Origin of the sequence: Streptomyces sp. NPDC020884 (assembly GCF_044333935.1) — a bacterium.
Taxonomy (GTDB): domain Bacteria; phylum Actinomycetota; class Actinomycetes; order Streptomycetales; family Streptomycetaceae; genus Streptomyces.
This window is the reverse complement of record NZ_JBIRRY010000001.1, coordinates 322,818-336,542: the sequence shown is the minus strand read 5'-3', so window position 1 is coordinate 336,542 and position 13,725 is coordinate 322,818. Positions and strand designations below refer to the sequence as shown.

11 protein-coding genes are annotated in these 13,725 nt (G+C 73.3%); 7 read left to right on the top strand and 4 right to left on the bottom strand.

Annotated features, from left to right (window positions below):
- Positions 1-9 precede the first annotated feature (9 nt).
- The 3 genes from ACH4UK_RS01525 to ACH4UK_RS01515 all read left to right on the top strand — a co-directional run bounded on the left by ACH4UK_RS01525 (position 10) and on the right by ACH4UK_RS01515 (position 2,097).
- Positions 10-537 carry an SAV_6107 family HEPN domain-containing protein gene (locus ACH4UK_RS01525; protein ID WP_398354060.1) on the top strand — a complete coding sequence of 176 codons (528 nt, stop codon included), beginning with the start codon at positions 10-12 and terminating at the stop codon, positions 535-537.
- 149 nt (positions 538-686) lie between these two features.
- The gene (locus tag ACH4UK_RS01520; protein WP_398354059.1) at positions 687-1,445 is read left to right on the top strand and encodes a methyltransferase; all 759 of its coding nucleotides are present in this window, start codon (positions 687-689) and stop codon (positions 1,443-1,445) included.
- A 247-nt stretch (positions 1,446-1,692) separates the two neighbouring features.
- On the top strand, positions 1,693-2,097 hold the full coding sequence (locus tag ACH4UK_RS01515) for a DUF3040 domain-containing protein (RefSeq protein ID WP_398354058.1): 405 nt from the start codon (positions 1,693-1,695) through the stop codon (positions 2,095-2,097).
- Between the two features lie 223 nt (positions 2,098-2,320).
- On the opposite strand, the gene ACH4UK_RS01510 is transcribed toward ACH4UK_RS01515, so the two are convergent.
- The 4 genes from ACH4UK_RS01510 to ACH4UK_RS01495 all read right to left on the bottom strand — a co-directional run bounded on the left by ACH4UK_RS01510 (position 2,321) and on the right by ACH4UK_RS01495 (position 7,969).
- Positions 2,321-4,738, bottom strand: coding sequence for a DUF3488 and DUF4129 domain-containing transglutaminase family protein (locus ACH4UK_RS01510; RefSeq protein ID WP_398354057.1), 2,418 nt, complete (start codon positions 4,736-4,738; stop codon positions 2,321-2,323).
- Positions 4,735-6,102, bottom strand: a complete 1,368-nt coding sequence (locus ACH4UK_RS01505) for a DUF58 domain-containing protein (RefSeq protein WP_398354056.1) — start codon at positions 6,100-6,102, stop codon at positions 4,735-4,737. Before ACH4UK_RS01505 ends, ACH4UK_RS01510 begins: the two co-directional genes overlap by 4 nt.
- A complete protein-coding gene (locus ACH4UK_RS01500) occupies positions 6,102-7,154 on the bottom strand; it encodes an AAA family ATPase (protein ID WP_398354055.1) in 1,053 nt (350 codons plus the stop codon). Before ACH4UK_RS01500 ends, ACH4UK_RS01505 begins: the two co-directional genes overlap by 1 nt.
- A 251-nt stretch (positions 7,155-7,405) precedes the next feature.
- Positions 7,406-7,969 (bottom strand): beta-class carbonic anhydrase, encoded by a 564-nt coding sequence (locus ACH4UK_RS01495; RefSeq protein ID WP_398354054.1) that lies wholly within the window; start codon positions 7,967-7,969, stop codon positions 7,406-7,408.
- A 428-nt stretch (positions 7,970-8,397) separates the two neighbouring features.
- Between ACH4UK_RS01495 and rsmH the strand changes: the two genes are divergently transcribed.
- The 4 genes from rsmH to ACH4UK_RS01475 are packed head-to-tail and all read left to right on the top strand — an operon-like array spanning position 8,398 to position 13,725.
- Complete coding sequence (rsmH, locus tag ACH4UK_RS01490; RefSeq protein ID WP_398354053.1) at positions 8,398-9,363, top strand: 16S rRNA (cytosine(1402)-N(4))-methyltransferase RsmH; 966 nt, start codon at positions 8,398-8,400, stop codon at positions 9,361-9,363.
- 37 nt (positions 9,364-9,400) lie between these two features.
- A complete protein-coding gene (locus tag ACH4UK_RS01485) occupies positions 9,401-9,970 on the top strand; it encodes a septum formation initiator family protein (RefSeq protein WP_398354052.1) in 570 nt (189 codons plus the stop codon).
- A 4-nt stretch (positions 9,971-9,974) separates the two neighbouring features.
- Positions 9,975-11,966: a peptidoglycan D,D-transpeptidase FtsI family protein gene (locus ACH4UK_RS01480; protein ID WP_398354051.1), complete on the top strand. Its 1,992-nt coding sequence runs from the start codon at positions 9,975-9,977 to the stop codon at positions 11,964-11,966.
- A gap of 40 nt (positions 11,967-12,006) precedes the next feature.
- Positions 12,007-13,725 carry a UDP-N-acetylmuramoyl-L-alanyl-D-glutamate--2,6-diaminopimelate ligase gene (locus ACH4UK_RS01475; protein ID WP_398354050.1) on the top strand — a complete coding sequence of 573 codons (1,719 nt, stop codon included), beginning with the start codon at positions 12,007-12,009 and terminating at the stop codon, positions 13,723-13,725.

Genomic DNA, 13,725 nt, shown 5'->3' with positions numbered 1-13,725 from the left:
AGGTTCGTCATGGCCAGCTCGTCCGCAGCCGCCGCCCCGCGGCGCCGCGCAGGCAGCCCTGCCCCCTCACTGACCGGTCCGGCCGGCGATGTCCACCCCGTGCTGCGCCGCAGCTCGGCGCCGCCCGCCGCTCTCGAACTGCTCGCCAAGGCCCGCTCAGGCCTCGACGAGGCCGCCGTGCTCCACGAGCCCAACGAGCGGTACACCACCGCCCACCTCGCCGCCCTGCGCACCGCGGCGGCCGTGCTGGCCGCCCGCGGCCGCCCCGAGACGAACAGGCGTCGCCGCGAGCGCATCCGCAGCGCCTGGGAAGTCCTCCCGGAGATAGCCCCCGAACTGACCGAATGGAGCGCCCTCTTCGCCTCGGGCGCCGTGCGCCGGGCCCGCGCCGAGGCAGGGATGCCGGGAGCGGCCGGCGCACGCGACGCCGACGACCTGCTGCGTGACGCGGCCATGTTCCTGCGGCTGGTGGAACGGCTGCTGGTCCTCCAGCCGGTGCTCCCGCAACCACGCCCGGAGCGCCCGGGGGGCGGCTGACGCGGGGCCGGCGCCGAACGGCCGCCCGCCGGGCGACGCCGGGCTCTGGACGGCGGTGCGAGGCAATAAGGTGGTGACCGCTCGCATCACCACCCGCACTGTTCACGCTCCGCCGTCCCCGGCGGCATCGTGCCGAGGAGTCATCTGCCGTGTCGGACCAGCTGCGCCCCCGCGCCTCCCTCCGTACCGCCGTGGTCTGGGAGGTCCTCAAGGACGCTCTGGACCGTCAGGTCAAGGCGACCGGCAGGGACGCCCTGGATGTTCTGGACACCGGCGGCGGCACCGGCAACTTCGCCGTGCCCGCGGCCCGGCTCGGCCACCGGGTCACCGTCGTCGACCCCAGCCCCAACGCCCTGTTCGCGCTGGAGCGCCGCGCGGCCGAGGCCGGGGTCGCCGACCGGGTCCGGGGGGTCCAGGGCGACATCCTCGGCCTGTTCGACGTCGTGGAGCGCGACGGCTTCGACGCGGTGCTCTGCCACGGCGTCCTGGAGTACGTCGACGAGCCCGCCGAGGGCGTACGCAACGCGGTCGAGGCGCTGCGCCCCTCCGGCGCCCTCAGCCTGCTGGCCGCCGGCCTGGGCGGGGCGGTCCTGGCCCGCGCGCTCGCCGGTCACTTCACCGAGGCCCGGCAGGCGCTCACCGACCCGGCCGGCCGCTGGGGCGAGGGCGACCCGGTGCCCCGCAGGTTCACCGCCGAGCAGCTCTCCGACCTGGTCTCCGAAGCCGGTCTGGAGATCGCCGCGGTGCACGGCGTCCGGGTCTTCGCCGACCTCGTGCCGGGCGTCCTGGTGGACACCGAGCCCGGTGCCGTGGAGGCGCTCCTCAAGCTCGAAGCCGCCGTCGCCGAACTGCCGGCCTTCCATTCCGTCGCCACCCAACTGCACGTTCTGGGCGAGAAGCGCCGCTGATCAGCAACGCAGCTGCGGACGGAGTGGGACTCAGGACCCCCGTACGGGGCGTACGCCCCGTATGATCGGGGGACACCATCCGGCATGACGGATCGGTCGTCGGGGAATCTACGCCTCAGCAGCCGAGCCGACACAGCGGTCCGGACTGGCTGAGCGCTAGAAGGCGGGTTTCACGGGGGCGAATCCCTGCCTATCCTGGAAGGGCCGCATACCGGTCGCCCCCGCGGCCGACGACGAGGAGGATCCCGTGCCGCTCTCGGAGCACGAGCAGCGCATGCTCGAGCAGATGGAGCGAGCGCTGTACGCCGAAGATCCCAAGTTCGCGACAGCGCTCGAGGGAAGCGGACTGCGTACGTACACCCGGAAAAGGGTCTACCAGGCGGTCGCTGGCTTCCTGGTGGGTATCGCGCTCCTCATGGCCGGAATGGTCGCCCAGCAGATCTGGATCAGCGTGGTGGGGTTCCTCGTCATGCTCGGCTGCGCCGTGCTCGCGGTCACCGGATGGCGCAAAGCGCCCAAGCCCGGTGAACAACAGCCCGCAGCCGCAGGCAGCGGGGACAGCGGCGCACGCCGCCGACCGAGACAACGCCGGTCGATGATCAACCGCATCGAGCAGCGGTGGCAGCGCCGCCGCGACGAACAGGGCCAGTAGCACGCCTGGGCCCTGTTCTTCTCGCAGGGCGGGCGATGGCACGACGCACGACACCGATGGGTGAGGGGCGGCCGCGCAATGCGGCCGCCCCTCACCCATCGGTGCCCGCCGCCCCTGAGCACGCCGGGGCGAGAGCCCGGGACCGGACCTCGAAGGCCCCCGGCCCGGACCCTGAAACAGGGTCCGGGCCGGGGGCCTTCTCGCTGGTCGCCCGCCGACCGCCTCAGCCGTGCTGGCGGGAGAGACGGCGCAGCCGGGCCGTCCAGCGACCGCGTCCCGGACGGGCCGCCCAGCGCTCCGCGAGCGCCGTCCGACGGTCTGCGAGGGCCCACACCACCCGGACGGACGAGCGGGGCAGGAGTGTTGCCCGCAGCCGGGTGCCGCGGCCGGCCGATCCGCGCAGACCCGCCCGGACCGCCAGCGCGTCCTCGGCCAGTCCGGCCGCCGGACGCGGCTCGGGGGCGTACAGCACCTGCTCCACCGAGCCCGCGATCCGGTGCACGGCCTCGGCCGCGGTGCTGTCGAGCCGGCCCAGCCGCACGATCCTGGCCGCCGCCTTCCGGGGCGTCAGCGACTCGTCCGGCCCGATGCCGTGGTCCCAGGCCGCGTCGGTGACCTCCCGCCAGGCGGCCAGGGTCCGTGCGACGGCGTCCGCGAGAGTCCGGCCCCCGGAGCCCAGCCGCCGGTTTCTCGTCCGGGTCCGCCAGAGCAGCGGTGCCAACGGCAGCACCAGCACCAGGACCGCCGCGAGGATCACCAGCAGCACCGTCCCGGCCGGAGTGCCCCGGTCGGTCGGCAGCGCCGCCCCCGCCGCCTGCGAGGGCCCGCACCCGCCTTCCTGGCGCAGCTGCGGCGGGCAGCTCTCCTCGGCGGAGGGCGCGTCGGACGGCGCGGCCGAGGTGTCCGCGGAGGGCTGGGCCGGGTCGCTCGTGTCGTCCGTGGGGGCGGTCGGCCGGGTGTACGACGGAGCGCTGCCCCGGCTCGGGGTGGGCTCGAACCGGGTCCACCCGACCCCCTCGAAATACAGCTCGGGCCAGGCGTGCGCGTCGCGCAGCCCGACCGAGGTCGCCCCGTTCGACTTCACGGTGCCCGGGGTGAAGCCCACCGCGACCCGGGCCGGGATGCCCAGCGTCCGGGCCATCGCGGCCATCGAGAACGAGAAGTGGACGCAGAACCCCTCCCGGTCGCGGAGGAACCGCGCGATGGCGGAGGACCCGGTCCCCGAGGTGACCGTGGTGTCGTACGTGAAGCCGCCGTCGGAGGCGAACCAGTCCTGGAGCTTCACCGCCTGCTCGTAGGCGTTGGACGAGCCTTCGGTGACCTTCTCGGCGGTCTCGGCGACGACGCCCGGCAGCGAGCCGGGGACCTGGGTGTACTCACGGACCAGTTCCTGCGGCGGCGACCCCGCGGCCGCGAGCTGCTCCGCCGTGGGCTCGACGACCAGGCTGCCGACCTCGTACTGCGCGCCGCGCGTGGTCTGCCCGTCGTCGCCGACCAGGGTGCGGCCCTCGGGCTCGTACCGCCAGCGGCCGCCGACGCGGACCTCGCTCGCCGGGTAGGGGAGCGGCAGATACGTCTGCTGGTAGGAGCGCGAGGCGGAGATGTTCGTCCGGACCTCGGTGACCGAGACGTCCCGGCCCAGCCCGGTGGGCTGCGGGAGGCGGTCGGGAACGTCCGTCAGCCGGCGGGTGGAGGAACGCCACTCGCTGCCGTTGAACTCGTCCAGGGCCAGGATCCGGAGATAGAGACTCTGCGGGTCCTCGATGTTGCTGCGGTACGTCATCACCTCCCGGTTGTCCGGCTGGTTGAGGTTGTTCTGGAGCGAGACCAGCGGATTCACCGCGGAGATGGTGCCGCCGCCGCTGCCCCTGCCGTTCCCCGGTCCGCTGCCGCCCAGCAGGCCGCTCTCCAGGGCGGGCAGGGCGAGCGGGGCCACCAGGGCGATGCCGAGCGCCAGCACACCGATCCGCCGCCCGGTACGGACGGGGGAGGACCCGCCCCCTGCGCCGCTCAGCCCGTCGGCCAGGCCGCCCACGTTCCGTGCGGCGCCGCCGAAGACGCGGCCCCACTGGGAGAGCCGGTCCCGGCCCTCGGCCAGCAGGAGCAGCAGATATCCCGAGGCGGCCAGCAGGAACCACAGCCAGCCCGCTCCGCCGTCGGAGAGACCGGCCGCGACCGAATACAGGGCGAGCAGCGGCAGCCCGGCCGGGGCGGCGCTGCGGAAGGTCACCGCCAGGGCGTCCACCGCGAGGCCGATCAGGACGACGCCGCCGACCACCATCAGCTCGATGCCGTCGGTCAGCGGGGCCGGGATGGCGTACGTGCCGACGTCCTCCCCGCCCGCCACCAGCAGCTCGCCGAGCCGCATGACGGCCTGCGGGCCGGGCAGCACCCCGAACAGGGCGTGGTCCCGGGCGAACACCAGCGTCAGCAGCACCAGGGTGACCAGGGCCTGGGCGGAGATGGTCAGCGCCCGTGCCAGGGGCACCCGGCGCGCGAGGGCGCCCGCCCCGCTCTGGACGCCGAGCAGCACCGCCGCCTGCACCAGCCAGCCGACCCCCTCCACCAGCGGGATCAGCGCCCCCGCCGCCAGCAGCGTCGCCGCATAGGCGCACAGCGTCAGCCTGACCCGCCCGCTCATGACCATCCCCCCGCGAAACCTGTCGCGCCGCCGCTCGAGGCGGACGGCGAATCCGTGCGCATCCGGCCCGCCAGCTGCCACAGCGCGGGCAGCTCGGCCCCCGGCTCCACGGGCACCGCGATCCAGCCCGACTCGCGCAGCCGCCGCAGCCGCTCCTCGGCCCGTCCCGCCGCGGCCCCGTCGCCGGCCCAGTCCGCGCTGTCCAGGACGAAGGCGACCCCCGCCCCGGCGCGCTGCCGCATCCGGGCCGCGACCGCGGCCTGTTCCTCGTCCAGATCGCCGAAGAAGGCGATGAGCAGGCCCTCGTTGCCGCCGCGCAGCACGTCATGGGCGCGGGAGAGGCCCCCGCCGTCGGAGTGGCCGACCACCGCGAGCGTGTCGAGCATCAGCCCCGCCGAGTCCGCGGACTCCTGGGTCGAGCCCGCGAAACCGCCGGACCCCTCGCCGGGCACCGCGTTCCCGTCGTCGGTGAGCAGCCGTACGGCGAAGCCGCGCTCCAGCATGTGCACGAGTGCGGAGGCCGCCCCCGAGACCGCCCACTCGAACGCCGAGTCGGGCCCGGCGCCCTGGTAGCCGATCTGCCGGGTGTCCAGCAGGACCGTGCACCTGGCCCGCTGCGGCTGTTCCTCACGGCGCACCATCAGCTCGCCGTGGCGTGCGGTGGAGCGCCAGTGGACCCGCCGCAGGTCGTCACCGTGGCGGTAGCCGCGCGGAATGATGTCGTCCTCACCGGCGAGCGCGAGGGAACGCTGCCGCCCGTCGCCGTACCCGGAGGCCTCGCCCGCCAGCCGCAGGACCGGCAGCGGCACCGTGCGCGGGATGACGACGAGCGTGTCGTACGCGCTGAAGGAGCGGGTCAGCTCGCACATCCCGAACGGGTCGCTCAGCCGCAGCTGCAACGGACCCAGGGGATAGCGGCCGCGGAGGTCGGAGCGGACCCGGTAGGACACCTCGCGCCGGCCGCCCCCCTCCACCCGGTCCAGGACGAAGCGGGGGCGCGGACCGAGGACGTAGGGGACCCGGTCCTGGAGCATCAGCAGGCCGGTGGGCAGCCGGGAGACGTTGTCCATGCGCAGGTGCACCCGGGCCTCCGCGCCCGAGGACACCCGGGACGGCGAGAGCCGCCGGGTGCCCGTCACGCGGTACCGGGTGCGGTAGAGCACGGTCACGCAGACCAGGGGGAGCACGGCCAGCAGCAGCCCGACCCGCAGCAGGTCGCCCTGGCCCAGGACGTACGCGCAGACGGCGGCGGCCACCCCGGCGGCCAGGAACGAGCGTCCCCGGGTGGTCAGTCCGCCCAGGGCCGCCCTGAGGCCGCCCTTCCTGTCGCCGTCCTCCACGGCGCCGGGCTCGCCGGCCGCCATCACAGCCGCCGTGCCCCGGGCTGCTGCTGGTTGTACAGCGGGCGGCCCGGCTGCTGCCCGCCGGGCGCGGGCGGCGTGGTGCCGCCGGCCGAGGTCGGAACGGGGGTGCGCTGGATGATCTCCAGGATCACCTGCTCCGCCGTGCGGCGGTTCAGCTGGGCCTGGGCGGTGGGCAGCAGCCGGTGCGCGAGCACCGGCGCGGCCAGCGACTGGACGTCGTCGGGCAGGGCGTAGTCGCGCCCGCTGAGAGCGGCGGACGCCTTCGCGGCGCGCAGCAGGTGCAGCGTCGCGCGCGGGGAGGCGCCGAGCCTGAGGTCGGGGTGGCTGCGGGTGGCTCCGACGAGCTCCACCGCGTAGCGCCGCACGGCGTCGGCGACATGCACCGTACGGACGGCGTCGATCAGCTTCACGATGTCGTGGGCGTGGGCCACCGGCTGGAGGTCCTCCAGCGGGGACAGCCCCCCGTGCACGTCGAGCATCTGGAGCTCGGCCTCCGGGCTCGGGTAGCCGATGGAGACGCGGGCCATGAAGCGGTCGCGCTGGGCCTCGGGCAGCGGGTAGGTGCCCTCCATCTCGACCGGGTTCTGGGTGGCGACCACCATGAACGGGTCGGGCAGCTCGTAGGTGTGCCCGTCGATGGTGACCTGGCGCTCCTCCATCGACTCCAGCAGCGCCGACTGCGTCTTCGGCGAGGCGCGGTTGATCTCGTCGCCGATCACGATCTGGGCGAAGATCGCGCCGGGCTTGAACTCGAAGTCCCGCCGCTGCTGGTCGAAGATCGACACCCCGGTGATGTCCGAGGGCAGCAGGTCCGGCGTGAACTGGATCCGCCGCACCGAACAGTCGATGGACCGCGCCAGCGCCTTGGCCAGCATGGTCTTGCCGACGCCGGGGACGTCCTCGATGAGGAGATGTCCCTCGGCGAGCAGCACGGTCAGCGATAGCCGTACGACCTCAGGCTTGCCCTCGATCACACTCTCCACCGACCTGCGCACCCGCTCCGCTGTGGTGGTCAGATCTGTGAGGCTCGCTCGATCGTCATAGGTCGTCACCCGGCCCTCCTCGGCCCTTTTGCGCAGGGGCCGTCGCGCGTACCCGCGCGGCCCACCCCGAAAAATCGGACACCCCTCCGGAAGGTCCGGGGGAAGTCACACCCGCATTCTTGTTGCCGTTACCGCTTCGTGTCACTCGCCTGTGGATAAGTGGGTGTGAAAAGTCAGCGTCTGTCGCGATTTCGGCACTGCGGGACACGGCGATGCGTGTGTGAGGTGCAGCAGAGGGCCGGGAAGCGAGGGGAATGCGTTCAGGAAACGGAGTGGATCTCGCGCAGCAGGCCGGTGGTCACGTCGAAGACGAACCCGCGCACGTCGTCGCTGTGCAGCAGGAACGGCGAGGTACGCACCCGCTGCATCGACTGGCGCACGTCCTGGTCGGCGTCGGAGTAGGCCTCCACGGCCCAGACCGGACGCTGGCCCACCTCGCGCTCCAGCTCCTGCCGGAAGTCCTCGGTGAGGGACTCCAGGCCGCAGTTGGTGTGGTGGATGAGGATCACGCTGCGGGTGCCGAGCGCCCGCTGGCTGATGGTCAGCGAGCGGATCACGTCGTCGGTGACCACGCCGCCCGCGTTGCGGATGGTGTGGCAGTCGCCGAGGTCCAGACCGAGCGCGGCGTGCAGGTCGAGCCGGGCGTCCATGCAGGCGACGATGGCGACCTGGAGGACCGGGCGGGCGTCCATGCCCGGGTCGCTGAACTCCTTCGCGTACCCGGCGTTCAGCGCGACGAGCCGGTCGGTGACCTGGCCCCCCTCGCGGACCGCTGCGGCGGTGGACGGCACGGACTCTGCGGAGGAGCGAGCGGAAGTCGACATGGCTACGACGTTAGCGTTCCCACCTGGCGCGGGCGTGCTGTGAGAGCGGACAAAGAACGTCAACACGACTTGTTGTGAGCTAACCCACAGAACCCGGGGGGATGCACCTGTTCGAGTGAGTTCGCCGCATCCGGACGGGTGGAGCGACTCGCTGCGCGGTTCGTTGATCGCGAATCGATCGAATGGCAGGGTGGACTAAAGTAACGCGAAGTCACGATCCACCTCCGTACCCACTGCCCCATCGCACCCCCCGCACCTCCTGCACATTCCGTATTTCCCCCGTGATGTGCGGCGTACGTGCGACCCGGCCCTCTCCCGCTCTCGGTCGGCCGACGCCACTTCCCCGGCGCCGGTGGACCTCCCCTTCAGAGCGGGCGGGGACCAGGACGTACGTGCCGGCCGCGCGGGACAGAGCCTGAGAGGGCGCATTGAGCCAGACCCGACACGTCCCGGTGATGCTCCAGAGGTGTCTGGACCTGTTGGCCCCGGCTCTTCAGGACCCGGCCCACCCGGAGCCCGTGGTCGTCGACTGCACCCTCGGCCTCGGCGGTCACAGCGAGGCCCTGCTCGCCTCCTTCCCCACCGCCCGGCTGATCGCCCTGGACCGCGACAAGGAGGCGCTCCGCCTCTCCGGCGAACGGCTCGCCCCTTACGGCGACCGGGCCACCCTGGTCCACGCGGTCTACGACGAGCTCCCCGAGGTCCTCGCGCGGCTCGGGATCCCGAAGGTCCAGGGCGTGCTGTTCGACCTCGGCGTCTCCTCCATGCAACTGGACGAGGCCGACCGCGGGTTCGCGTACGCCCAGGACGCCCCGCTCGACATGCGCATGGACCAGAGCACCGGCATGGGCGCCGCCGAGGTCCTCAACACCTACCCGCCCGGCGAACTGGTCCGGATCCTGCGCGCGTACGGCGAGGAGAAGCAGGCCAAGCGGATCGTCTCCGCCGTCGTGCGCGAGCGCGAGAAGGAGCCGTTCAGCAACAGCGCCCGGCTCGTCGAGCTGATCCGCGACGCGCTGCCGCAGGCCGCCAAGCGCACCGGCGGCAACCCCGCCAAGCGGACCTTCCAGGCCCTGCGGATCGAGGTCAACGGCGAGCTGAGCGTCCTGGAGCAGGCCATTCCGGCCGCCGTCCAGTGCCTCGCCGTCGGCGGCCGCATCGCCGTGCTGTCCTACCACTCGCTGGAGGACCGGCTGGTCAAGCAGGTCTTCGCGGCCGGCGCGGCCAACACCGCGCCGCCCGGACTGCCCGTCGTCCCCGAGCGCTACCAGCCCCGGCTGAAGCAGCTCACCCGGGGCGCCGAGCTGCCCACCGAGGAGGAGGTCGCCGAGAACCGGCGCGCCGCCCCCGCCCGGCTGCGCGGCGCTCAGCGCATCCGCGAGGAGGAGCGATGAACGCCGGGGCCGGGCGCCGAACCGGGGGAGTAGCGGGGTGAGCAAACCGGCCGCACCGCTGAAGGGGCGGGCCGCGCGGCTCGCCCGGCTGATGCCGTCCACCGGGCCCAGCACCGCGGCCCGCACCCCCTTCGTCCTGCTGGTCGTCCTGCTCCTGGGCGGCGGGCTCATCACCCTGCTCCTGCTGAACTCCGCGCTCAACGAAGGATCGTTCAGGCTCAGCGAGCTGAAGCGGGACACCACCGAGCTCACCGACGAGCAACAGGCCCTCCAGCGCGACGTCGACGGCCGCTCCCAGCCCGACGCCCTGGAACGCCGCGCCCGGGAGCTGGGCATGGTCCCCGGCGGCAGTCCCGCCTTCCTGAACCCCGACGGCACGGTCCGCGGCGATCCCGCCGAGGCCACCGCCCCGCCGTCGCCCAGCCCCAGCCCCAGCCCCACCCCGAGCCCGAGTGCCTCGGCCGACGCCGCACCGGACCCCGACGCCCCTGCCGCCGGAGCCTCGGCCGGCCCCTCCGCCTCCGCCTCGCCCGCCGGGTCCGCACCCGCGACCGGGTCCGCCCCCGCGGCGGAGAACAGCCCGCCCCCGACGAGCCCCGGCAGGTGACGCAGTGCCGCCCAAGGAACCGCCGCGCCGCCGCGTACCCGGACCGGCGCACCCCCGCAACGGCGGGGGGCACGGCCCCGGCCGCTCCGGCGCGCGCCCACCGGCCCGCCGCCCCCGCCCCGCCCAGGGGCGCACCACCGCGCGCCCAGGCGCACCGCGCTCCCTGCGCCTCGGCAGCCCGCGCCCGCGGCTGCGGCTCGTCAGCCTCGGGCTGACGCTGGTCATGCTGGCCTTCGTGGCCCGCCTGCTCCAGGTCCAGGCCGTCGACGCCAGCGCGTACGCGGCCAAGGCCGAGAAGAACCGCTACCTGGAGTACACGGTCGCCGCCGAGCGCGGCGAGATCACCGACCGCAAGGGCGTCGCGCTCGCCACCAGCGTCGACGCACACAACATCACCGCCGACCCCAAGATGTTCACGCCCGAGGACAGCAAGGCCCCCGACGCGCCGCAGCAGGCCGCCGCCCTGCTCGCCCCGATCCTCGGCAAGGACGTCGACGAGCTCGTCAAGAAGCTCTCGGCGCCGCGGAGCCGCTACACCGTTCTCGCCTACCGGCAGACCCCCCAGGTCTGGAAGCAGATCAAGGACCTCAAGTCCGTCTTCGCCGAGAAGGCCTCCGAGGACAAGCTGAAGGGCGGCCCGGGAGCCAACGTCCTGGCCGGTGTCCTCCAGGAGCCGACCACCAGGCGCGTCTATCCCAACGGGGATCTCGCCGCCGGGATACTGGGATTCGTCAGCGACGACGGCAAGGGCGGCGGCGGCCTCGAATCGCAGCTGAACAAGGAACTCGCGGGCGAGGACGGCAAGATCCGCTACGCCCAGGCGGGCGGCCGCCGGGTTCCCACCGCCGGCAGCAGCGAGCTGCCGGCCGTGCCCGGCTCCGACGTCGAGCTGACCATCGACCGGGACATCCAGTGGGCCGCGCAGAGGGCCATCGCCGACCAGGTCCGGAAGTCCAAGGCCGACCGCGGCTACGTCATCGTGCAGAACACCAGGACGGGCGAGCTGCTGGCCATGGCCAACGCCCCCGGCTACGACCCCAACGACCTCTCCCAGGCCACCTCGGCCTCGCTCGGCAACGCCGCTCTCCAGGACGTGTACGAGCCCGGCTCCACCAGCAAGGTCATGTCCATGGCCGCCGTGCTGGAGGAGAAGGCCGCCACGCCCGGCACCCATGTCACCGTCCCCAACCGGCTGCACCGCGGCGACCGGCTCTTCAAGGACGACATCGACCACCCCACCTGGTACCTCACGCTCAACGGGGTCCTCGCCAAGTCCAGCAACATCGGCACCATCCTGGCGACCGGTCAGCTCGGCAAGACCCAGGCGGAGTCCAACCAGGTCCTCTACTCCTACCTGCGCAAGTTCGGCCTCGGCTCCAAGACCGGGCTCGGCTATCCCGGCGAGTCACCGGGCCTGCTGGCCCACCCGAAGGACTGGTCGACCTCGCAGCAGTACACGATCCCCTTCGGCCAGGGTCTCTCGCTCAACGCCGTCCAGGCCGCCTCCGTCTACTCCACCATCGCCAACGGAGGCGTACGGGTCGCCCCCACCCTCGTCCGCGGCGCCAAGGGCTCCGACGACCGCTTCACCGCGGCGCCGGCCGCCGAGGAGAACCGGGTGGTCAGCGAGAAGACCGCCAAGACCCTGGCGACGATGCTGGAATCCGTCGTCGACGACCGCGAGGGGACCGGCACCAAGGCCGCCATCCCCGGCTACCGGGTCGCGGGCAAGACCGGAACAGCCAACCGGGTCGACCCGATCCGGGGCGTCTACAAGGGCTACACCGCCTCCTTCGCGGGCTTCGCCCCCGCCGACAATCCACAGGTCACCGTCTACTGCGCGATCCAGAACCCCACCAAGGGCAGCTACTTCGGCGGCCAGATCTGCGGCCCGATCTACAAGCAGGTCATGGAGTTCGCGCTCAAGACACTCCAGACCCCTCCGTCCGGCAGCGAGCCGCCCCGGCTGCCGGTGTCCTTCAAACCCGGCGAGTGAACACGGGGATGCCCAAGCATCTCCTCCAAGGGAACCCTCAGTGACAACCATCACCCCCGACCCCGGGAACCGGAACGAGAACCACCGGAACCAGGGTCCCTCGCTTCGCGAGACGCCGCACCGGCCCGGTACGCTCACCGCCGTGCCCCACGCTGATCAGTCCCAAACCTCTCAGAAGGACGCGCCTGTGACCTACCCGGGAGCGCCCCGACCGGACCGGCTCCGGCCCACCCCTCTCGGCGAGCTGGCCGACCGGCTCGGCGTCGAAGCGGCCGGATCCGGTGAGGTCACCGGCATCACGCACGACTCGCGGGCCGTGCGCCCCGGCGACCTGTACGCGGCCCTGCCCGGCGCCCGCCTGCACGGCGCCGACTTCGCCACCCAGGCCGCGGGCCTCGGCGCCGTCGCCGTCCTCACCGACCCGACGGGCGCCGAACGCGCCGCCGCCACCGGGCTGCCGGTCCTGGTCGCCGACGACCCGCGCGGCGTCATGGGCGAGCTGGCCGCCGACATCTACGGGCGGCCCGGCATCGGCCTCCTCCAGATCGGCATCACCGGCACGTCCGGCAAGACCACCACCGCCTACCTCGTCGAGGGCGGACTGCGCGCCGCCGGACGCCCCACCGGGCTGATCGGCACCGTCGAGATGCGCATCGGCGACGAGCGCATCAAGTCCGAGCGCACCACCCCCGAAGCCACCGACCTCCAGGCCCTGTTCGCCGTCATGCGCGAACGCGGCGTCGAGGCCGTCGCGATGGAGGTCTCCAGCCACGCCCTGGTGCTCGGCCGGGTCGACGGCTGCGTCTTCGACGTCGCCGTCTTCAACAACCTCAGCCCGGAGCACATGGAGTTCCACTCCGGCATGGAGGACTACTTCCAGGCCAAGGCCCGGCTGTTCACCCCCGAGCGCAGTCACCGCGGTGTCGTGAACTTCGACGACGAGTACGGCCGCAGGCTCCTGACCGAGTCCGGGGTGCCGGTCACCAGCTTCTCCGCCGAGGGCCACCCGGACGCCGACTGGCACGCCGAGGACGTCGAGGTCGGACCGCAGGACAGCACCTTCACGGCCGTCGGCCCGAAGGGCGAGCGGATCGCCGCCCGCGCCCCGCTGCCCGGCCCGTTCAACGTCGCCAACACCCTCGCCGCGATCGTCACGCTGGCCGTCGCGGGCGTCGACCCGCAGATCGCCGCCGACGGCGTCGCCGCCGTCCCCGGGGTCCCGGGCCGGCTGGAGCGGGTGGACGCCGGACAGCCCTACCTCGCCGTCGTCGACTACGCGCACAAGACCGACGCCGTCGAGTCCGTACTGCGCTCGCTGCGCAAGGTCACCGAGGGCCAGGTGCACATCGTCCTCGGCTGCGGCGGCGACCGCGACACCACCAAGCGCGGCCCGATGGGCGCAGCCGCCGCCCGGCTCGCCGACACCGCCGTGCTGACCTCCGACAACCCCCGGTCCGAGGACCCCCTCGCGATCCTCGCCGCGATGCTCTCCGGCGCCGCCGAAGTGCCCGTGCACGAGCGCGGGGACGTGCTGGTCGACGCCGACCGCGCCTCGGCCATCGCCGTCGCCGTCGCCCGCGCCGAACCGGGCGACACCGTCCTGGTCGCGGGCAAGGGGCACGAACAGGGCCAGGACATCCACGGAGTCGTACGGCCCTTCGACGACCGCAAGGTCCTGCACGCAGCCATCGAGCGGTCCCTGACGCGCCCCGGCGCCGCGGACCGTGCCCCTCACCACGAGAACAACAGTCAGGGATGA

Excerpts from the sequence above, each read along its gene's own strand:
- ACH4UK_RS01525 (WP_398354060.1), top strand. The coding sequence starts at position 10 with ATGGCCAGCTCGTCCGCAGCCGCCGCCCCGCGGCGCCGCGCAGGCAGC.
- ACH4UK_RS01510 (WP_398354057.1), bottom strand. The coding sequence starts at position 4,738 with ATGAGCGGGCGGGTCAGGCTGACGCTGTGCGCCTATGCGGCGACGCTG.
- ACH4UK_RS01505 (WP_398354056.1), bottom strand. The coding sequence starts at position 6,102 with ATGGCGGCCGGCGAGCCCGGCGCCGTGGAGGACGGCGACAGGAAGGGC.
- ACH4UK_RS01495 (WP_398354054.1), bottom strand. The coding sequence starts at position 7,969 with ATGTCGACTTCCGCTCGCTCCTCCGCAGAGTCCGTGCCGTCCACCGCC.